This is a genomic window from Bacillus sp. V26 (assembly GCF_034296245.1).
GTDB lineage: Bacteria > Bacillota > Bacilli > Bacillales > Bacillaceae > Bacillus > Bacillus halotolerans.
This window is the reverse complement of record NZ_JAXKQF010000011.1, coordinates 35,191-55,359: the sequence shown is the minus strand read 5'-3', so window position 1 is coordinate 55,359 and position 20,169 is coordinate 35,191. Positions and strand designations below refer to the sequence as shown.

Here is a 20,169-nt window from a genome sequence, read left to right as displayed (position 1 = left end):
CGTCCTGAGCCAGGATCAAACTCTCCGATAAAGTAGTTTGACTGACTACGCACATCACTGTGCGATTTTATAATAAAACTTGAATTAACAGGTACGTTTTGTCTTGTTTAGTTTTCAAAGATCATTTCGTCACTTCGTTTAAGCGACTTTATTATTATAACTCGTTGAATCATTGAAGTCAATAACTTTTTTTGAAGTTATTTTTTTGTCATCGCCTTGTTTAGCGGCAACGAATAATAATATACCACCTTGTAAATAATAGTGCAATAGTTTTTTGAAGAAAAACCTAAGGAATTATAAAAGAGCGTCATCCTTCTATTAGAAAGGTTGACGCTCTTTTAAATTAGCGCTGTCTCATTTGCGGGAATAACAGTACATCTCGAATCGAAGGAGCATTCGTAAGCAGCATGACCAGGCGATCGATCCCGATGCCCAAGCCTCCTGTTGGCGGCATGCCATACTCCAGGGCTTCAACGAAGTCTTCATCCATTAAATGAGCTTCATCATTACCCTCTTCTCGTTCTTTTAATTGGGCTTCAAAGCGTTCTCTTTGGTCAATAGGATCATTTAGCTCTGTGAATGCATTTGCATGCTCACGGCCTACGATAAACAGTTCAAAACGGTCTGTGAAGCGCGGATCCTCTGGATTTTTCTTAGCAAGAGGAGAAATTTCTACTGGATGTCCATAAATAAACGTTGGCTGGATAAGCGTTTCCTCGATTTTTTGTTCGAAGAATTCGTTTATAATATGGCCCACTGTCATAGAGTCTTTAATCTCTACACCATGCTCTTTTGCATATTCACGGGCTTGCTCAACAGTTACATCTTCCCAGAAGTCAACGCCTGTCGCTTCTTTGACTGCGTCAACCATATGGATTCTTTTCCACTCAGGTTTCAGTTCGATTTGTTCTTCCCCGTATTGAATTGTCGTCGTGCCAAGCACTTCTTGCGCGATATGAGCGACAAGGTTTTCAGTTAAGCTCATGATATCTTTATAGTCAGCATACGCTTCATATAATTCAATCATTGTAAATTCAGGGTTATGGCGTGTAGAGACGCCTTCATTACGGAAAACACGGCCGATTTCATATACTTTTTCTAAACCGCCGACAATCAAGCGTTTCAGATGCAGTTCAATCGCAATACGCATGTAGAGCGGAATATCTAAAGCATTATGATGGGTAATGAACGGACGCGCGGAGGCTCCCCCTGGAATGCTGTGCATAGTTGGTGTTTCTACTTCTAAGTATCCATGATCATCAAGGTATCTTCTCATCGCTTGAATGATCTTGCTGCGTGTGATGAACGTATGTTTGCTGTCTGGATTTACGATAAGATCCAAGTAGCGTTGACGGTAGCGCTGCTCAACGTCTTTTAAACCATGGTATTTATCCGGCAGCGGACGAAGCGCTTTTGTCAGCAAATCAAATGAGGTTGCTTTTACAGACAGTTCGCCTACATTTGTTTTGAACACTTTTCCTGTTACGCCGATAAGGTCGCCAAGGTCGGAAGATTTGAAGATTTCATATTGGTCGTCACCGACACTGTCTTTTCTTACGTAGATTTGAATTTGACCTTCTAAATCCTGCAGGTGCGCGAAGCCGGCTTTTCCTTTGCCGCGTTTTGTCATCATACGGCCTGCGATTGTCACTTCAATCGCTTTTTCTTCTAACTCTTCTTTCGTTAGATTTTGATATGCCGCAATAATTTGCTCAGATTGATGAGTTCTTTCAAAACGTGCGCCGAATGGATCTATACCGTTTTCTCTCATCTGATTCATTTTGTCGCGTCTGACTTGCAGCTGGTCGTTCAATTCTTCATGATTATGCTCTTCTTGACTCATTGTTATCACTCCATTACAGATATTGTTTCATGAAAAAAGCAGAAAAACTGCCAGCGTAAAACTGGCAGTGAGCAGCAAATAGAGGTGAGTGTTATCCTACTTTTGCGTCTTGAAGCTCTTTTGCCTCAACTTCAACAGTAAATGCATCTAAAAGCTGTACAAGCTCTTCTCTTGTCTCGCAATGATTGATTCCATTACGAACCTCCGCATTGCCTCTTATGCCTTTCAGATACCATGCAGCGTGTTTTCTCATTTCTCTTACCGCTACATTTTCACCTTTTAAGTTAATCAGGCGGTCAAGATGCAGTTTGCATACCGCCATTTTTTCGCGCACTTGCGGCTCTTCTTTTAATTCACCTGTTTCAAGGTATTGAACCGTACGGTAAATCATCCACGGATTGCCTAATGCGGCACGGCCGATCATGACCCCGTCTACTCCTGTTTCATCAAGCATACGCTTAGCATCCTGCGGCGTCTTGACATCGCCATTCCCGATAACCGGAATCGATACAGATTGTTTTACTTCTTTGATAATATCCCAGTTTGCAGTTCCTTCGTACATCTGCACTCTTGTACGGCCGTGAAGCGCAACTGCTTTTCCGCCCGCACGCTCGACAGCCTGTGCGTTTTTCACCGCGAAAATGTGGTCTTCATCCCAGCCCATTCTCATTTTCACTGTGACTGGTTTATCGACGGCATCCACTACTGCAGAAACCATTTCATAAATCTTATCGGGATCGAGAAGCCATTTTGCTCCCGCATCACATTTTGTAATCTTCGGCACTGGGCATCCCATGTTAATATCAATGATATCAGCAGTTGTGTTCTGGTCTACAAACTTCGCCGCTTCCACAAGGGTTTCCTTTTTTCCTCCGAAGATTTGAAGGCTGAGCGGTTTTTCACGTTCATCAATGTAAAGCATACCCATTGTTTTGGCATTGTTGTAAAGGATCGCTTTGTCACTGATCATTTCAGCGCAGACCAATCCGGCTCCGAATTCCTTTACAGTCAATCTGAATGCTGAGTTGCAGACACCAGCCATAGGGGCCAGCACAACCCGGTTTTTTAATTGAATATCACCGATTTTAAACATTTTTCCCCTCCTTTCATTTGTTATTATTTTCTGGCGGCGCTAATTCGTCCGCGCTTATATTTAAAACATCTGCTGCGCTTTGAATGATGGCAGCTGACGGCAATCGGTTTCCGCGTTCAATTTCGCCGAGAATAGAAACTGATATACCTAACGCTTTCGCAAATCCTTCTTGAGTATAACCTTTCAGCTTTCTGAATGCACGAATTCGTCTACCCCAGATTTCTGCTTCCATACTCTTACACCTTCTTGGTCGGTTTCCGCGCTTTTTGCCTCTTTTTCAACCCGCGTGCATATTTCCGCAAGCGGTGCAAGGACAAATAAACGCTCATACATTCTCGGATGCGGAACAATTAGTTGCTCTGTTTCAATATTTTCACGATTAAACAGTAAAATGTCAAGGTCTGCCGTCCGCGGACCCCATCTGACTTCTCTCGTCCTGCCCAATTCATTTTCTATATGCTGCGTGAGCTCAAGGAGCTGAAACGGATTCAGCGCCGTCTCGATTTCAACAGCCATATTTAAAAATTCATCTTGAGCTTCGTATCCGACTGGGTCTGTTTCGTAAATAGAAGACACTTTTGTGACTGTCACTGCCTCATGTTGATGCAGCATCGCCACCGCTCGCCGTAAATACGTTTCTCTATCTCCAATATTAGATCCAAGGGCTATATAAGCTGTATTGTTCATGATTTTTTTCTCGTGATTTCTATTGCTACTGATTTATAGTGGCCGGGAATTGGCGGATCTGGCTTAATCACTTTTACAGTACATTGCTGCACCTGATGAAATTTCTTCAGGACAGTGTCCGCAATACGTTCTGCCAGTGTTTCCACTAGTTTCACAGGCTCACCTTCAACGATATCTTTACATACGTGGTAAAGCTCGGCATAGTTAATGGTTTGGTCAAGGTCGTCTGTTTGTCCCGCTTTGCTTAAATCCAATTCTGCGGTTAAATCGACTTTAAAACGCTGTCCGAGCTTGTTCTCCTCTTTTAACACACCATGGTAGCCGTAAAACTCCATGCCTTCTACGTAGATTTTATCCATGATGCATCCCTCCCTTGTTCAGCATTGCATCCATCATTTTCGCCATTCTGGCTATTTGTTTTACATCATGGACTCTCACAATGTCACAGCCTTTTTGAATGCCTAGACACACGGTTGCGCCTGTGCCCTCAGCCCGCTCCTCAGGCGGAAGATCCAGGACACGGCCGATAAATCTTTTCCGGGAGGTTGCAAGAAGAACCGGATAGCCAAGTCCGCTGAAAACTTCAAGTTTGTTCATGACTGCCAGATTATCGTGATAGTCCTTCGCAAAACCTACGCCGGGATCGAGGATAATGTTCTTTTCCTCTACACCTGCTTCAACAGCAATCTTTACACTTTCCATTAAGTCCGACAGCATATCCGGTATTAAGTCGTTGTAGTTTCTCTCTTTGCGGTTATGCATGAGAACGATCGGAACATTGTGTTCAGCTGCAACAGAAGCCATTTTCGGGTCATACTTTGCTCCCCAAATATCATTGATGATCGAAGCGCCGGCTTTAACAGCTTCATCTGCGACAGAAGCCTTGTACGTATCTACAGAGATCGGCACTGCGAGCTCTTTTGTAATCCGCTCAATCACAGGAATTACTCTGGACATTTCTTCGTCCTCGGACACATATTCGGCGCCGGGTCTTGTCGACTCGCCTCCGATATCAATGATATGCGCACCGTCATCAATCATCTCTTTCGCGTGCAACAGGGCATTGTCCAGGCTGTGATATTTTCCGCCATCCGAGAAAGAGTCAGGCGTTACGTTTAAAATCCCCATCACCAGCGTCTTTTCTCGATATGATAATGCGCTGGGTTTGGTATGGATTACTTGTGTTTGGTCTATTGTTTGCTGGGCCATTCTCTTCCTCCCTGTCATGAATTCATGTTCTTTATTTCTTGGTGGTATAGCGTTTGTAAAGCGGAAGTTATTTCTCCGTTTCGGCCCGGATAGTTCACTTCTTCTATTTTAGAAAACGGAATGATCTCAAGAACCGAGTTGGTCATCCATGCTTCATCTGCCGTCAAAAGGGCTTCAAGCTGGTAGCGGCCTGTTTTGACATCCATCCCTATTTTCTTTGCGTTCTCCATGACAAAACGTCTCGTGACGCCGTCAAGAATTCCGGTATCAAGTGATGGTGTAAAGATAGTGCTGCCTTTTCTCCAGAAGACATTTGAAATGATGCCCTCTGCTACAGCGCAATCCTCCGTTAAAAAGATCCCTTCAAACCGCGGATCATTTCCGATCTCCCGTTTCGCATACATATTATTTAAATAGTGATGTGATTTTAACCGGAACGGCCCCTCCGGTGTGTTTCTCCGTATCGATAAAACCTTTCCTTCCTTTTGCAAAGGAAGACTTTCTGGTTTTAGCTGGTTAACAAAACATAAGACAGTCGGGTTATCGTAAGTTTGAGCAGCGAAGCCTTTATCGCTGATGCCGGCTGATATGTTCAGCCTGACGCGGGCATTGCCGTCTTTGATATCATTCAGCCCGAGCAGCTTGTCCAGCATTTCAATCATCTCTTGTTTTGTCACAGTGTATTCGATTTGCAGATCCTTAAGTGCGCGTTCAAGCCGTTCTATATGCCAATCAAGCAGGAACGGCCGGCCTTCATAAAGCCTGAAGGTCTCAAAAACTCCGATCCCATATAAAAAACCATGGTCAAAAGGAGAAAGAACTGCATCTTTCTCCTCTATAAATCGGCCGTTTACATATATCATCACGCAATGACTTCCTTGCGGTACGTTTCAATAAAATTTCTGAGCATTTCTTTTCCAAAGGAAGTCATAATAGACTCTGGATGAAATTGAACGCCTTCTATCGAAAGGTCATTGTGCCGAATAGCCATGATTTCTCCTTCTTTCGTTTGTGCGGTTACTGTGAAACAGCTTGGCAGCGTCTCAGGTTTTACGATCAGTGAGTGATATCGTGTCGCCACAAGCGGGTTTTGCAAACCTTTAAAGATCGTCTTGCCGTCATGCTCGATTTCTGAGGTTTTTCCGTGCATCAGCCGCTCTGCTCTGACCACGTCTCCGCCAAACACCTGTGCGATAGACTGATGTCCGAGACACACACCAAAAATGGGAATTTTGCCTGCGAAGTATTTAATTGCTTCAAGGCTGATTCCAGCTTCATCAGGACTGCACGGTCCGGGTGAAATCATTAAGAAATCCGGTGACAGCTCTTCAATTTGCTCTATTGTGATATCGTCATTGCGTTTTACAATCAGCTCTTCTCCAAGCTCACCCAAATACTGTACTAAGTTGTACGTGAAAGAATCATAGTTATCAATCATTAAAATCATTTCTCCGCTCACCTCATCTAATTTTTGTCTCTGCTTCGCTCAGCTCTAACGCCTTTTGCATCGCAAAAGCTTTTTTGAATGATTCTCTGTATTCATGCTTAGGAACAGAATCAATCACAACTCCTGCTCCGGATTGCATAAAAGCCTGCCCTCCGGCTGCATAAATGGTTCGGATCACAATATTAAACTGAAGATCCTGATTATACCCAAACCACCCTATAGATCCAGTATAAAGCCCACGGCGTGTCGGCTCAAGTTCTTCTATAATTTCCATTGTCCTTACTTTAGGAGCACCTGTAATCGTTCCTCCAGGAAATACAGCATGAATAATATCTACAGCGTCGTATCCATCCTGCAGTTCACCTTGGACATTAGACACAATGTGCATGACGTGGGAGTATTTTTCAATTGCCATGAATTCATTAACCCGCACTGATCCGTAACGAGAAACTCTGCCCAGATCATTTCGTTCCAGATCAACCAGCATGACATGCTCAGCGCGTTCTTTTTCATTATGGATTAATTCATTTGCTAGCGCTTCGTCTTCCTCATCCGTTTTCCCTCTGGAACGAGTGCCCGCGATCGGTCTTGTCTCTAACAGTTTGCCCTTTTTGCTGACAAGAAGTTCAGGAGATCCGCAAATAATTTGGAAATCTGGTGTTTCTAAATATGCCATATATGGAGAAGGATTCACTTCTCTCAGCTTTTTGTAGATCTCATACGGGTGAGCAGACAGCGACTTCGACTGCCTGATCGATAGATTAACTTGAAAAACATCTCCGCTGGCAATGTATTGCTTGATTTTCTCTACAGCCTGAGAAAAGCCTTCTTCAGTAAAAGGCGCTGCAAAGGAACCGTCAGCTGTATATGTCATCTCTTGTAACGGCTCACCGGGAAGCTCAGTCAGCCACATATGTTCGAGCTGGGACAGCTTTTCGTCCGCTGATTCGTTCTCGTCATTCACATGAGTGACCAGCCAAAGAGCCTGTTCTTCATGGTCATAGACGGCTATATCATCAAAGACAAGAAAATAGATATCAGGTGTCTCCAGGTCATCTAATGAGAGCATTTTAAAATTTTCAATGTAGCGTGCGTAATCATAGCTAAGAAAGCCGATTGCTCCCCCTTGAAAATCAGGCAGTTCTTCATCCGTTTCTGTTTCCAGCGTTTTAAACCAACTGTGGAAAGCGCGTAATGGGTCACCCTCTTTAAACAGTGTCTCATCCCCATGCTTAATGGTTGTAATTCCGTCTTTTCCCTTGACAGCCGCAATTGGATCAAGACCGGCTATACTGTATCTGCCGCCTCTTGCACTTTCAAGAAGCACGTGCTGTTTTCTGGATTGTGAAAGTTTCTCATATTGTTGCAAGAATGAATCTTTTTGAAAAGGTACTTTTCTGCCTGCCGGTCTGCGTTGTGCCATTTATATCATTCCTCTGTTTTCTTTTTCTGCTTTTTTTATTGTAAAGCAATATCATGAGTGAAAAAAGTGAATTTCGCTTCCAAGGATAAGATTCGTCGCGGACACGGCATATTTGATGCACAAATAAAAAAACTCCCGGGCACCGGGAGTTTTTTCGAGCTTTTTAATCAAATTGATACAGCGGCGTACTCAAATAACGTTCGCCGTTACTCGGAATGATAGCCAATACTTTTTTGCCTTTTCCGAGTTTTTTCGCTACTTCAATAGCAGCATAAATGGCCGCACCTGATGAGATGCCTCCGAGAATTCCTTCTTCACGTGCAGCTCTGCGTGCATATTCAAATGCTTCTTCATTCTTCACAGGGAAAATTTCATCGTATACTTCAGTGTTTAAGATGTCGGGCACAAAGCCAGCTCCGATTCCCTGAATTTTGTGAGGGCCTGGTTTTCCTCCTGAAAGCACTGGGGAATCTGACGGTTCAACAGCGTAGATTTTGACGGAAGGATATGCTTCCTTCAGGACTTCACCCGCTCCTGTAATCGTTCCGCCTGTTCCGATTCCGGCTACAAATGCATCAAGCTGGTCATCACCGAATTGCTCAACGATTTCTTTACCTGTTGTTTGGCGGTGGATTTCAGGGTTCGATGGGTTGTTAAACTGCTGCGGCACGAAGTATCCGTGTTTTTCAGCAAGCTCTTCCGCTTTCTTAATAGCGCCTTTCATGCCTTCCGCACCCGGAGTCAGCACAAGCTCAGCACCATATGCGCGAAGAAGGTTGCGGCGCTCCATGCTCATTGTGTCAGGCATAACCAAAATCGCTTTTAAACCTTTAGCCGCAGCAACCATTGCAAGTCCGATTCCTGTATTTCCGCTTGTCGGTTCAATGATTGTATCGCCAGCTTTTAATTTCCCTTCTTTTTCAGCGGCTTCAATCATCGCTAAACCGATACGGTCTTTTACACTGCTTCCAGGGTTCATGTATTCAAGCTTCAAATATACATCCGCACTGTTTTCATCAACAAGGCGATTTAATTTAACGATTGGCGTATTCCCAATTAATTCAGTAATGGAGTTTGCTACACGTACCATTCTCGACACCTCAATTTCCGACTATTTGTATTGGTATTATGTATATAATCTATCAATTTCAAAATTTTTTGTCAATCATTTAGTACTTTTTTCCCCATAGAACCAAGACACGTCAGCTTCTTTCCAAAGCGATTTTACAGTTGCTTTATCACCTAACTGATCCATTGCGATCTGGCGTTTAATCTGATTCTTCACTTCATCATACGAGAACGTTCTCGCATTTAACTTTTCTTTCAGTTGTATAATCGCATAGCCGTTATTTACCTTTATCGGTTCGTCTGACCATTCATCTTGTTTTAGTGTCTTTGCTTCTTCAATGTATGATGACGGAATGTTGTCTGATGCCTCGGTGACAAACCCTAAATCTCCCCCGTATGGTGATGTATACCTGTCTGTGGACCGTTCCGCCGCAACAGCTTCAAAGCTCGAGCCGCCTTCAAGCTCTTTTAAAACTTGTCTGGCTTCCTCTTCATCCTTTACAACAATATGCCGAATACGATACGAATCATCAAACTGATACAGTTCTTTATTTTGATTATAAAATGATTTCATTTCTGCCTTTGAAATATCAATATCCTTTGTTAATAATTCCTCAAGAAGAATATTATAGCGAATTTGGTCTTTCCACTCTTTTTCAGTTGTATGCTCGTCTTCGTAAAATGAATTATTCACCGCCTTAATCAGCAGAAATTCCCGATCAATTTCGCTTTTAGATACTTTGAGATTGTTCTTTTTGGCAAGCTGCTCTACCACTCGGACATTGATCATATCTTCAAGTGTTGATTTTCCGTATTCATCTTCCATTTCCTTCAGCCATTCTTCTCTTGTGACGCTTTTGCCTCCAATAGTAGCAATGGACTCGTCGGACGGGGAAGCACTGGCTTGAGATTTCGTCAGTGTATATGCCACTGCGATACAGCATACCAGCAGCGCGCCCCAAATGATTGTCCAGATTGTTCTTGATTTCAAATTTACTGTCAGCCCCTTTTCTTAAATTCAAAAAACCCGCTAAAGAGCTTAGCGGGTCGTTTGGTCTCGAAGCTCTTCCAGCTCTTCTTTTGTAAATAAGTACTTTTCATTACAAAAATGGCATACTGCTTCGGCTTGTCCATCTTCTTCTATCATATCTTGAATTTCTTTTTTGCCTAGTCCCAAAACGGCTGTTTCAAAACGCTCTTTTGAACAAGGGCAATGGAATTTAACAGGCATGGTTTCCAAAATCTCAGGCTTTTCTCCTAAGACTTCTTCCAAAATTTCTTCCGGTGCAAGCCCTTTTTGAATCAGTTTAGAAATAGGTTCTACTACAGATAGACGCTGTTCAATTTTTGTGATGGTTTCATCATCTGTTCCCGGAAGGAGCTGAAGAATGAAACCTCCTGCCGCCAAAATGGTGTTGTCTGGGTTAACAAGCACGCCGACACCTACAGAAGAAGGAACCTGCTCCGATGATACAAGGTAGTACGTAAAATCTTCCCCCAGTTCTCCGGAAACGATTTCTACTTGCCCTGTGAAGAACTCGCGCAGGCCTAAATCTTTTACAACACTTAATGTTCCATCTGTTCCAACAGCTCGTCTGACATCCAGCTTGCCGTGTTCATTCAAGTCAAAATGAACATGCGGGTTTGAGACATATGCCCTGACTTCCCCTTTAGCATTCGCATCAGCAACAATCGCGCCGATTGGCCCGCCGCCTTCCACTTTCACTGTCAGCTTATCATCACCTTTCAGCATAGAACCAAGCATGAGTGAAGCTGTCATTGTACGGCCCAGTGCAGCGGATGCTGTCGGCCATGTATCATGCCGTCTCTGTCCTTCATTCACCATATCAGTCGTTTTTGCAGCATATGCGCGAACTTTTCCGTCATACGCCAGCGCTTTTACTAAATAATCCATTGCAAAACCTCCTATACACTTCCTACGCGGTTTCGTTCATAAATCAATTCCAGCCCTTTTAGGGTTAAGAATGGATCAACGATGTCTATACAATCTGATTCGTTTGCGATTAATGGCGCAAGACCGCCTGTCGCAATGACTTTCGGTTCTTGTTTTGCCTGCCATTTCATTCGTTTTACGATTCCTTCCACTTGGCCGACATAGCCAAATAAAATCCCTGATTGCATCGCGCTTACAGTGCTTTTTCCGATAATATTGTCAGGCCGGGCGATTTCAATACGCGGAAGCTTCGCCGCACGCGAGTACAGCGCCTCAGTCGAAATTGTAATTCCAGGCGCAATCGCTCCGCCCATATATTGTTTGTTTTCATCGATATAACAGTACGTTGTGGCTGTACCGAAATCAACAACAATCAAAGGATTGCCGTACAAGTGAATGGCCGCAACAGCATTTACGATTCTGTCAGCGCCTACTTCTTTCGGATTGTCGTACTTTATATTTAAACCGGTTTTCATACCAGGACCGACAATTTGCGGTTCGATATGAAAGTATTTTGTGCACATTCTCTCTAACGCAAACATGATTGGCGGCACAACTGAAGAAATAATAATGCCTTCTATTTGTTCAAACATGAGACCTGAATGATCAAATAAAGAGCGCAGAATCATCCCAAACTCATCTTCTGTTTTATGCCTGCTTGTTTCTATACGCCAGTGATATTCTAATTCACCATCATGATATACACCAAGTACAGTATTGGTGTTCCCCACATCAATAACAAGTAACAACCTCTATCACCACTTTTGAATAGTTTCTCTATCATTACTTTTACAAACATTCTACAATACCATACACGATCGGCGGCTCATTTGTAAACAAATCGATACCATAATTGGATGATTGAAAAGAGGGGCAGCAGAGGCGGGATTCACATAAAAAAACTGCCAGCGTCAGCCGGCAGTTTTTATCAGAAAGCGTTACTCTTTCGTATCGTCTTTCTTTTCTTCTTCTGTTTTTGACAGAATGTTTACTTTGACATCATCGTTCTTCTCATCATCAGAGAACTTACGCTCAGGCAATGTTCCGTGATCGACAAGATGTTTGATTTGTTCAGCATCCAGTGTTTCAACTTCCAGAAGCGTCTGAGCAATCAATTCAAGCTTGTCACGATTTTCTGTCAGGATTGTTTTCGCACGCTCGTAACACTCTTTGATAATGCGCTGAATTTCCTGATCAATTTCGTAGGCAATTTGATCACTGTAGTTTTGTTCGTTGTTGAAATCACGCCCTAAGAATACCTGACCACCCTGAGACTGTCCAAATTGCAGCGGTCCCAGTTTTTCTGACATACCGAATTCTGTAACCATTCGTCTTGCAATATTTGTCGCACGCTGGAAGTCATTGTGCGCTCCTGTGCTGACTTCGCCAAAGATAATTTCTTCAGCAACACGTCCGCCCAAGAGACCGACAATTTTATCAAGCAGCTCCGGCTTTGTCTGGAAGTAACGGTCTTCTCTTGGAAGCATAACTGCATAACCGCCAGCCTGGCCCCGAGGAACAATCGTTACTTTATGAACCATATCAGCCTCATCTAAAACGAGTCCGATAACGGTGTGTCCGCCTTCGTGATATGCCACGATATTGCGTTCTTTCTTGGAGATGACGCGGCTTTTCTTAGCTGGTCCGGCAATAACACGGTCCGTAGCTTCATCAATGTCGCGAGCATCGATTTTTTTCTTGTTTTGACGAGCCGCCACAAGAGCAGCTTCATTCAATAGGTTTTCTAAGTCAGCGCCTGAGAAACCAGGTGTTCTCATGGCAATCGATTTCAGGTTTACCGTTTCATCCAGCGGTTTGTTTCTCGCATGGACTTTCAATACAGCTTCACGTCCAATTACATCTGGGCGGTCCACTGTGATTTGACGGTCAAAACGTCCCGGACGAAGTAAGGCTGGGTCCAAGATGTCCGCACGGTTCGTTGCGGCAATGATGATAATTCCTTCATTGGCACTGAATCCGTCCATTTCAACAAGCAATTGGTTGAGCGTCTGTTCACGTTCATCGTGTCCCCCGCCGAGACCCGCTCCACGCTGGCGTCCGACTGCGTCAATTTCATCAATGAAGATCAAACAAGGCGCATTCTTTTTCGCGTTTTCGAACAAGTCACGCACACGGGAAGCACCGACACCTACAAACATTTCAACGAAATCAGATCCGCTGATGCTGAAGAATGGCACACCGGCTTCACCGGCTGATGCTCTTGCAAGAAGTGTTTTACCGGTACCCGGAGGTCCGACTAAAAGCACGCCTTTAGGGATTCTTGCGCCAAGCTCAGCAAACTTGCGGGGATCTTTCAGAAATTCAACAACTTCCACAAGTTCTTGTTTCTCCTCGTCTGCCCCTGCAACGTCTTTAAATTTGACGCGTTTCTTTTCCTCTGTATATAGCTTCGCCTTACTCTTACCAAAGTTCATGACACGGCTGCCGCCGCCTTGAGCTTGATTGAGCAGGAAGAAGAACAGAATAAAGATAATGACAAATGGGATGATGGTCGTCAGGAACGTCACCCATCCGCTTGTTTCTTGAGCGGGATCAACCTTTACATCTGTCTTTTTTATAGCATTAAAGATCTGGTCTGCTCCCTTTCCTTCAGGAACATGAGTCAAAAAGTATTGATCCTTGTCGTAATTTTTCAGCTGTCCTTTTACCTCATAAACACCTCTGACAGGCTGAACCGACACGCTATCAACTTTCCCGTCATCCAGGTTTTTGATGAACGTGCTGTACGACATATTTTCTGTTTTCGGATTTGAGGTCTGGAAGTAGCTCACAACCCCGATTACTACTAATAAAATAAGTAAATAAAAAATGGTATTACGGAAGACCCGATTCATTCCTTACCTCCTCCCACAGTAAGCACAACTATGTTCAATAGTACCATAGAAAATCATTCCAATACAACCAATAACCATCTCGGAAGCAGGCTGCCGATCAGCTTTCATAAACTGCCGGTTTTAACACTCCGATATAAGGCAGATTGCGATAGCGCTCAGCATAATCAAGTCCGTAACCCACTACAAACGCGTCAGGAACTTTAAAGCCGACGAAGTCTGCTTTAATGTCCGCTTTTCTTCCGCTTGGTTTATCCAAAAGGGTAACAATCTTAATTGATTTTGCTTTACGGTATCGGAAGAGCTCTACTAGATAACTTAAGGTTAACCCACTGTCGATGATATCTTCAATAATTAAGATGTCCCGGCCCTCTACAGATGTATCCAAATCTTTAATGATTTTTACTTCTCCAGATGAAACCGTAGATTTTCCGTAGCTTGATACATCCATGAAATCCATTTCCAAATATGTATCAATATGCTTGATAAGATCCGCCATAAAAGGAAGAGCTCCTTTTAACACACCGATTGCCAACGGAAATTTATCTTGATACTCGCTTGTTAAGTCTGCACCTAACTCTTTTACTTTCTCTTGTATCTCTTCCTCTGAGATCAGAACTGTTTCAATATCATGTTTCATCATGATTATGCTTGCCCCCTACACTTTTCATGCTGTCTATATTGTAATACAATGCGGTCACTGTTTGGAATCACAAGATCTTCAAAAATGGATTTTTTCAAGCCCGGTATCCAGATAATTTCACCGCTTGCATCCGTCACAACCGGCCAGTTGTCTCTTTCTTGCAGAGGCAATTTCTTATCAATAAATATATCCTTTACCTTTTTCGAGCCGATCATCCCTTTTAGTTTTATCCGATCGCCGGCTTTTCTTGTCCGGATCGTCAAGGGAAATCTCACCTTATCTTGACTTGTAATAAAAACAGAATTCCCATGTCCTTCAAGAGGTTCCGCGTTACGCTTTGCCTCTATCAGAAATCCGTTTGGGAGCACTGCCGTCTCATCGGCAGCTCCGCTTATTTGAAATTCAAAGGGAACATTTTTGCACTGCCATTGTTCAAATGTAAACAAACATGTCTGATATGATTTGACCACCTTAAGTCCTTTCGGAAAGTCCAGTACTCCTGAAGGACCGCCCTTATCCGCCCAATCCAAAAACTGCTGAATATGATGAGCTGAAAAGGATGATGGAACGTTTTCATAAAGATAGTTTAATATTAGTTGAACTCCTCTTCTTTGTAAAGGCATCGGGAGGGCAAGCAATTGAGAGGAATTGATTTCAACTGATATTTTAGACTGGCTTGTGATTACTTTATTCATTTCTTCTTTCGTTAATGACTGTAAGAATTGCTCATCTTCAGTCAGTGCTTCGCTTACTTTCTGAAACCTTTTATGCACATCAGGTGATTCCTGTTTCAAAAAAGGAAGCACTGCTTTTCTGAATCTGTTTCTAGTGTAATCATCTTTGGCGTTGCTTTCGTCCGTCCGGTAGCTCAAAGCGTTTTCATGGCAATAATGAAGAATCTCTTCTTTTGTAATGGCTAGAAATGGTCTGATCATCTGTCCCGTTTCAAACCGTCTTACCGGCTGCATGCCGGCAAGTCCAGCTCCGAGTGTGCCTTTGGCCAGTCTCATAAGCATTGTTTCAACCTGATCATCTCCATGATGAGCAAGTGCAAGATAATCCGCTTGATGCTTGGACATCACTTCCTTAAAAAACTGATATCGGCAATCACGGGCAGCTGCCTGCTTGTTGAGACCGTTTTTCTCAGCATACGCAGTTACATTGATTTGAACCGTTTCACATTTGATCTGTTCAGCCTCACAATACGCTTGGACAAAACGCATGTCTTCCTCAGATTGCACCCCTCTGAACCGGTGGTCTACGTGAGCCGCAATCACATTGGCTGAACGGCCGTATAACGCATGAAGCGCGTGAAGGAGAGCCATCGAATCCGGACCGCCGGAAACGCCTACAATAATTGTCGCCCCTTTTAACGTAAGATTGTGTTTGATAAAAAAATCTTTGACACTGTTCACAATGTCCTCCTCACAATGAGCAGGTATTTTAAAGATATTCATATCCTATCACTTTCAATCCTTCCAAGCAAAGAAGAAGCATGGGTATTGCAGATTGCAGCTGTCAAATAAGGAAAAAGATAATGTAAGCGAAATAAAGCGCCAAAACACTGATTACGATAAGAGCGGTTTCGAATAACCCTCCGGACTTAGCGCCCTTCTTTTTAGGTGCATATCTCGTCTGTGTTACTTTTCCCTGGCGCATTTTTTGCTGTTTTTGTCTTGAGATAGATTGCGCCGAAGTTGGCGTTTTTCCAGCCTGTTTTCTTTGCGCTGCCTTTTGCCCTGCTGCGAGCATCTCTCTTTTCATCTCGTCAGCGGAATCATAATGGCCATTTAAAGCAGAAACAAGCACTTTTTTATACTTTTGCAGCACCGGGCTGCCTTCGATTAAAGATCGCAGCTGTTCCTTTGGCTGGCTTGTTTTTTTAAATTCCTTTTTATGTACACAGTTGATCATAATCATAGCAACCGCAAACAAATCGTAAGAGGGCTCTGCTTTTCTTGTCCCATACCCCCAATATCCTCTGTCGTAAAACTCGGTATACTCTTTTATCGCTCGGCCCTCCTTGGTTGTTCCGCCTACATCTATGCAGCGGATTCTGGCCGGCGGACCGGTGACAATCAGATTATCCGGCTTAAGGTCACCGAATATCCACCCTTGCTGATGAAGCAGGGATAAGCTGGTTAACAGCTGAATCATCAAGACCGGAATCCATTCTGCTCCTTTGTCACTGACGAACTGTAAAAGCAGCGGGCCTTTTATGTATTCCATTGCATAAAATGAAACCTTTGTATTAGCACTGGGAATAAATGCATCATCAGTGTCAAAAAAAGAAGGCCCCATCGTTACAGACTGGGCCTTTGAAAAAGATTTTAAGACATTCACTTCAGAAGTAATAGACAGGCTGTCATCACTTACCTTTAAGGCAACATGTCCATCTGATGCTTCTGCCAAATACACAATTCCATTGGCCCCTTTTCCAAGCTGTTTACGCAGTGTGTAAGTATTTCCATTCCACTTGCCCTTTACTCTCGTTCCCGGCTTGAGGCTACATGCCAAACTCGTCAAAGTGTCGTTCATCATCTGCCAGCATGCTCCTTCTTGAGCGGATTTTTTCGAATTGCTGTGTCGCTTCACGAATCGCCGGACCTGTCGGCGTGATGCCGCCTGTCGATAGCTTCGCAAAGAGTGTGGAAAGAGATTGCAGCTTCGGTGTCCAATTTAGCACAAGCTCGACCTCTTGTTTTTTCCCGGGAAATATACACATCGCAAATTCGTTATTCCCTATTCGGGAGTTAAGACTCACGGACAAGTCAATCAGTGCTTCTTTCACTGTAGGCAGCTTTGGCGCCATACTTGCGCTTGTATCAACGAGAACCAAAACCTGAAGATGCACCGTTTCTCCCAGTTCATCTACCACTTCCATGACTTCGCCGCGTTTTTCCGGAGAAAGCTCCTCCATTTCCACATTCTTCCCAAGAATTTGCTTCAGTTCTTGATTCACCACCCCTTGCAAGGTTTGCGTCATTGCTTTTTTCGTTACCATTTGAACCGTTTGCGAAAGCTGTGATGCGTAAACGACCTGATGCACGCCGCCTCCAGCAAGCGCAATCCCTTCGACTTCTTTCATAGCCTCGTGGTCAATTTTGTTTTCTTCCATTATACCTATGACATTTACTGTAATCCCTTGCTCTTTAGCAAAAGCAGCCATAGCAAGCGGATCTTCACCATGATTTGAGCAGCCATCCGTTATCAGCAGAATTTGATTCAAACGTCCGTTGTTCACATTCATTCCTCCTGGAGAATACGAGGATTCTCAGATTCATATAGTTCCATCTTCGCCAGAAGAAAATTGATTTATACGGAAGCGTTATGAAATTTCTTGTTTGCTTTGAAAGATGGCCGGAACGGGAATAGACGCCCACTTTGGTGTATTGTGATCAATTCGGACGACAACAACCGTCATATCATCATCAATTTGGCCTGATCTTGTGCGAATCACTTCCTCCATGAGTAAGTCAGCAATTTCCTGCGGATCATCTGTTTTTAACCCTTTCATTTTGCGCTTCATCCATAAATCATGATTTTCCACGTGTTTAGGACCTTCGAAAATACCGTCACTCATCATGATCAGGAGGTCTCCCGCCTTCAGCTGCTCACTCACAACCTCAACGTCGAATTCGTTAATAATGCCGATTGGCAGATTGCTCGCTTGGACTTTCATCACCTGCTCCCCCCGTTTGATAAAGCTCGGTGTTGATCCAACCTTTAAAAACTTACAGCTCGCATCCTGAAGATCGATAATAGAAAGATCGAGCGTGGAATAAATTTCATCCGTTGTCCGCAGAGACAGTATGCTGTTGATCGTTTTAATCGCTATTTTTTCATCAATTCCTGATTCAAGGATCTTTTCAAGAAGCTTAATCGTTTCATTGCTTTCAAAGTGAGCCCTCGCGCCATTGCCCATGCCGTCGCTGATAGCAGCTGCATATTTTCTTGCGCCCAGCTCCATCATGCTGTAGCTGTCGCCGGAGACAAGTCCGCCGCCCTTCGCTGCATGAGCCGCACCCGTAGACACTCTGTACGATTTTGTTGATCCAAACGCGACATGGCTGTATCCATTTGGATGCGGAGAATGCTGCTCGGCTTTCACAAGAACTTGCTCTTCTAAAATGTCAGAAAGCATAGGCGCTATGATTTTTTCACTTTCTCCATGCCCGCTGAATGGGATTGTCATTTCAATATCAATGTTTCCCTGTTCAAGGCTGTAAATCTCCACCTGCTGAATCTCTATTCCAAAATGCTGAAGAGCCTCAATAATTTGTTCTTCTTGGATAAAGTGCTGCTCCCTCTCCCTTTTTATTTCCCGAGAAAAGTCTGCCATGACCTCTGAAACACCCAAGAGCTGTTCAGCCACAAGCCGCCTGCTGTCCTGCACTTTTTTCTTAAGGGTTAAATGCGCATGATGATAGGCAAGTTCATCCTCTATCAACTCTTCAACCTGACGCGATTTAGAGCAATACTGGTGAAACTCTTTTTTCAGCCTTCGGTTTGAAGCATACTCTTTTTCCTCTGTTTCAAGCATAACTTGTTTCATTAAATCATATGTTTTATCAAAGTTCTGAACCCAGCACCTGTTTTTCTTGTAGCACGTTTGGCAGGAATGCTCCGTAATTTTACTTAAAAACAGATCAACCTCGCTGTCATCTGTTTGTTCGTCAGACGCTTGATAAAAGGTTGCAAAGCTTTCTGACAATGCATGAAATACATTGGAGAACTGATCCACCTTTTGAGCAGTGACATCTCTGATTTTTCTCGCGTATTGCTGCTGCTCCTGAAGATGTTCCACAGTGCCCGGAATATATCTCGCCACTTTTCTTGTGATGGACTGAGGCGTAAGCAGAAACAGGCCGACTGCTATCAATGACTCATAGAGCGTTGTCATCAGACCGGCAGAGCCTTCTCCATATAAAGAAATAAGAAGCGATCCGATAATCAGCCCGATTGCCGCACCCGCTTTTTTTCCTTCTTTCAGCAAACCGCCTAATAAGCCCGAAAAAGCGAGCAGACTCATTTGATAGAGATTTCCAATATTGGCTAAGCCAAGAATCAGGCCTGTCACGACACCTACTGTACACCCAATGCTTGCACCGCCAATGAAGGAAAAGCTTAATACAACATAACGGGCCAGGATATGTTCTGCCTGCATCCCTTGATAGGACAAGCCTGCAAGTCCAGTCAGCACCGAAGCAATCAGAATCATAAAGCAAATGATTTCTTCTATTTTTAAGGATTGTTTTACTTTCTTCACTGTAAAAATCGGAAGGCTTTGGAGGAAAATTAGCGTTAAAATAAAGGACAGCCCCGCTTCTACAACAGCCATCACATAATCATAGGTTGTAAACGCGCCATTCTGAGCGTAAACAAAACCCGCTCTTGCCGCCGCCATGGAGAAGAACACGACTATCGGGAGGGCTTTCACACGATCATCTGTGATGAAGGATGCTACTTTAGAAAACACGAAGAATGCAAGCAACGCCGCTAATATGAGTAATGAGTGCTTCGGAGAAATTGTCATTGCACCTGCAAGCACAGCCAGCACTGCATACAGCGCCTTGTCTCTTCTGATCAAAAGCATTGCCCCAAAGAAAGGAAGGGCGAAAGGAAGGACCTCGGATAATATGAAAGCTCGTCCAAGCAAAAACCCGATGACGACATAAATGAAGCCTTTATAGAAAAACAGTGAATGCAAATGATGAGTCACCAGCTTCGCTCCCCTGTTAAAAAACGATTGGAGTTTTTCAAAAGCTTGTCCCGCCATTGGCCCGTTCACTCTTCTTTCTGCTTTTTCCATTTCTCTCATCTCCCACCTGTTATATTCGTTGCCTGTCATTATAGCGAAAGCACAGATAGGATTTTGTCAAAAGAAGGTAAGTATACCAAAGAAGTCTTCGACGGTTTCTGCCCTGAAATTCGTTTATGCGGAGAATTT

At 43.6% G+C, this 20,169-nt stretch carries 19 protein-coding genes; all 19 read right to left on the bottom strand.

Features of this window, described 5'->3' with window-relative positions; translation table 11 throughout:
* Positions 1 to 343: 343 nt before the first annotated feature.
* Positions 344 to 1,843 carry a lysine--tRNA ligase gene (gene lysS, locus UJ203_RS20600; protein ID WP_024123647.1) on the bottom strand — a complete coding sequence of 500 codons (1,500 nt, stop codon included), beginning with the start codon at positions 1,841 to 1,843 and terminating at the stop codon, positions 344 to 346.
* Between the two features lie 91 nt (positions 1,844 to 1,934).
* Complete coding sequence (gene dusB, locus UJ203_RS20595) at positions 1,935 to 2,936, bottom strand: tRNA dihydrouridine synthase DusB (RefSeq protein ID WP_024123646.1); 1,002 nt, start codon at positions 2,934 to 2,936, stop codon at positions 1,935 to 1,937.
* Between the two features lie 13 nt (positions 2,937 to 2,949).
* On the bottom strand, positions 2,950 to 3,168 hold the full coding sequence (locus UJ203_RS20590) for a helix-turn-helix domain-containing protein (RefSeq protein WP_024123645.1): 219 nt from the start codon (positions 3,166 to 3,168) through the stop codon (positions 2,950 to 2,952).
* Positions 3,120 to 3,623, bottom strand: coding sequence for a 2-amino-4-hydroxy-6-hydroxymethyldihydropteridine diphosphokinase (folK, locus tag UJ203_RS20585; RefSeq protein ID WP_044153460.1), 504 nt, complete (start codon positions 3,621 to 3,623; stop codon positions 3,120 to 3,122). Before folK ends, UJ203_RS20590 begins: the two co-directional genes overlap by 49 nt.
* Entirely contained in the window at positions 3,620 to 3,982 is a 363-nt protein-coding gene (folB, locus tag UJ203_RS20580) for a dihydroneopterin aldolase (protein WP_044153461.1), read from the bottom strand. Before folB ends, folK begins: the two co-directional genes overlap by 4 nt.
* The gene (gene folP, locus UJ203_RS20575) at positions 3,975 to 4,832 is read right to left on the bottom strand and encodes a dihydropteroate synthase (protein WP_322013611.1); all 858 of its coding nucleotides are present in this window, start codon (positions 4,830 to 4,832) and stop codon (positions 3,975 to 3,977) included. The genes folB and folP overlap by 8 nt, the downstream gene beginning before the upstream one ends.
* Positions 4,833 to 4,846: 14 nt before the next feature.
* A complete protein-coding gene (gene pabC, locus UJ203_RS20570; RefSeq protein WP_044153466.1) occupies positions 4,847 to 5,695 on the bottom strand; it encodes an aminodeoxychorismate lyase in 849 nt (282 codons plus the stop codon).
* Positions 5,695 to 6,279, bottom strand: a complete 585-nt coding sequence (gene pabA / locus UJ203_RS20565; protein ID WP_202853358.1) for an aminodeoxychorismate/anthranilate synthase component II — start codon at positions 6,277 to 6,279, stop codon at positions 5,695 to 5,697. The genes pabC and pabA overlap by 1 nt, the downstream gene beginning before the upstream one ends.
* A 13-nt stretch (positions 6,280 to 6,292) precedes the next feature.
* Complete coding sequence (locus UJ203_RS20560; RefSeq protein WP_322013608.1) at positions 6,293 to 7,702, bottom strand: anthranilate synthase component I family protein; 1,410 nt, start codon at positions 7,700 to 7,702, stop codon at positions 6,293 to 6,295.
* Positions 7,703 to 7,865: 163 nt separating this feature from the next.
* The gene (gene cysK, locus UJ203_RS20555; protein WP_024123638.1) at positions 7,866 to 8,792 is read right to left on the bottom strand and encodes a cysteine synthase A; all 927 of its coding nucleotides are present in this window, start codon (positions 8,790 to 8,792) and stop codon (positions 7,866 to 7,868) included.
* Between the two features lie 75 nt (positions 8,793 to 8,867).
* Positions 8,868 to 9,761 (bottom strand): peptidyl-prolyl cis-trans isomerase, encoded by an 894-nt coding sequence (locus tag UJ203_RS20550; protein WP_105955692.1) that lies wholly within the window; start codon positions 9,759 to 9,761, stop codon positions 8,868 to 8,870.
* A gap of 48 nt (positions 9,762 to 9,809) precedes the next feature.
* Complete coding sequence (hslO, locus tag UJ203_RS20545; protein ID WP_024123636.1) at positions 9,810 to 10,685, bottom strand: redox-regulated molecular chaperone HslO; 876 nt, start codon at positions 10,683 to 10,685, stop codon at positions 9,810 to 9,812.
* Positions 10,686 to 10,696: 11 nt separating this feature from the next.
* Positions 10,697 to 11,473, bottom strand: coding sequence for a type III pantothenate kinase (locus tag UJ203_RS20540; protein WP_044153475.1), 777 nt, complete (start codon positions 11,471 to 11,473; stop codon positions 10,697 to 10,699).
* A 189-nt stretch (positions 11,474 to 11,662) separates the two neighbouring features.
* Complete coding sequence (gene ftsH, locus UJ203_RS20535) at positions 11,663 to 13,579, bottom strand: ATP-dependent zinc metalloprotease FtsH (protein ID WP_024123634.1); 1,917 nt, start codon at positions 13,577 to 13,579, stop codon at positions 11,663 to 11,665.
* 97 nt (positions 13,580 to 13,676) lie between these two features.
* Positions 13,677 to 14,219: a hypoxanthine phosphoribosyltransferase gene (gene hpt / locus UJ203_RS20530; RefSeq protein WP_038954341.1), complete on the bottom strand. Its 543-nt coding sequence runs from the start codon at positions 14,217 to 14,219 to the stop codon at positions 13,677 to 13,679.
* Positions 14,220 to 14,221: 2 nt separating this feature from the next.
* The gene (gene tilS, locus UJ203_RS20525) at positions 14,222 to 15,634 is read right to left on the bottom strand and encodes a tRNA lysidine(34) synthetase TilS (RefSeq protein WP_322013603.1); all 1,413 of its coding nucleotides are present in this window, start codon (positions 15,632 to 15,634) and stop codon (positions 14,222 to 14,224) included.
* 103 nt (positions 15,635 to 15,737) lie between these two features.
* A complete protein-coding gene (locus tag UJ203_RS20520; RefSeq protein ID WP_322013601.1) occupies positions 15,738 to 16,760 on the bottom strand; it encodes a serine/threonine-protein kinase in 1,023 nt (340 codons plus the stop codon).
* The gene (locus UJ203_RS20515) at positions 16,726 to 17,463 is read right to left on the bottom strand and encodes a VWA domain-containing protein (protein WP_024123631.1); all 738 of its coding nucleotides are present in this window, start codon (positions 17,461 to 17,463) and stop codon (positions 16,726 to 16,728) included. The genes UJ203_RS20520 and UJ203_RS20515 overlap by 35 nt, the downstream gene beginning before the upstream one ends.
* 84 nt (positions 17,464 to 17,547) lie before the next feature.
* Positions 17,548 to 20,031, bottom strand: a complete 2,484-nt coding sequence (gene spoIIE, locus UJ203_RS20510) for a stage II sporulation protein E (RefSeq protein ID WP_024123630.1) — start codon at positions 20,029 to 20,031, stop codon at positions 17,548 to 17,550.
* Positions 20,032 to 20,169 lie beyond the last annotated feature (138 nt).